The organism is Yersinia aldovae ATCC 35236 (assembly GCF_000173735.1).
Taxonomy (GTDB): domain Bacteria; phylum Pseudomonadota; class Gammaproteobacteria; order Enterobacterales; family Enterobacteriaceae; genus Yersinia; species Yersinia aldovae.
In genome coordinates this window covers 1-226 of the sequence record NZ_ACCB01000141.1, presented here as the reverse complement: position 1 = coordinate 226, position 226 = coordinate 1, and the positions used below count along the sequence as shown (strand labels likewise).

Here is a 226-nt window from a genome sequence, read left to right as displayed (position 1 = left end):
ACCGGTACTTTTCTTAATCACTTCAGCAAGATAGGGTGCAGAAGCACCCGCCAGTGCTTGTGCCATGTTACCGCCAGCCAGACCCTGAATAGCGGCGGTTGCCGCCTGAAGACCTTGTTGCAGTGCGCTGCCGGTGCCGTATTTCTGCATTTCGGCTTTGTATTCGGGTGTTTCGCGTAAGGCTTCCACATTGCCTTGCAAGGTCGGATTGGCTTTTAGCGCCGCG

The 226-nt window shown here is 55.3% G+C and carries 1 pseudogene; it reads right to left on the bottom strand.

Annotated features, from left to right (window positions below):
• A pseudogene (locus YALDO0001_RS19605) lies at positions 1 to 226 on the bottom strand (hypothetical protein); the annotation flags it as partial.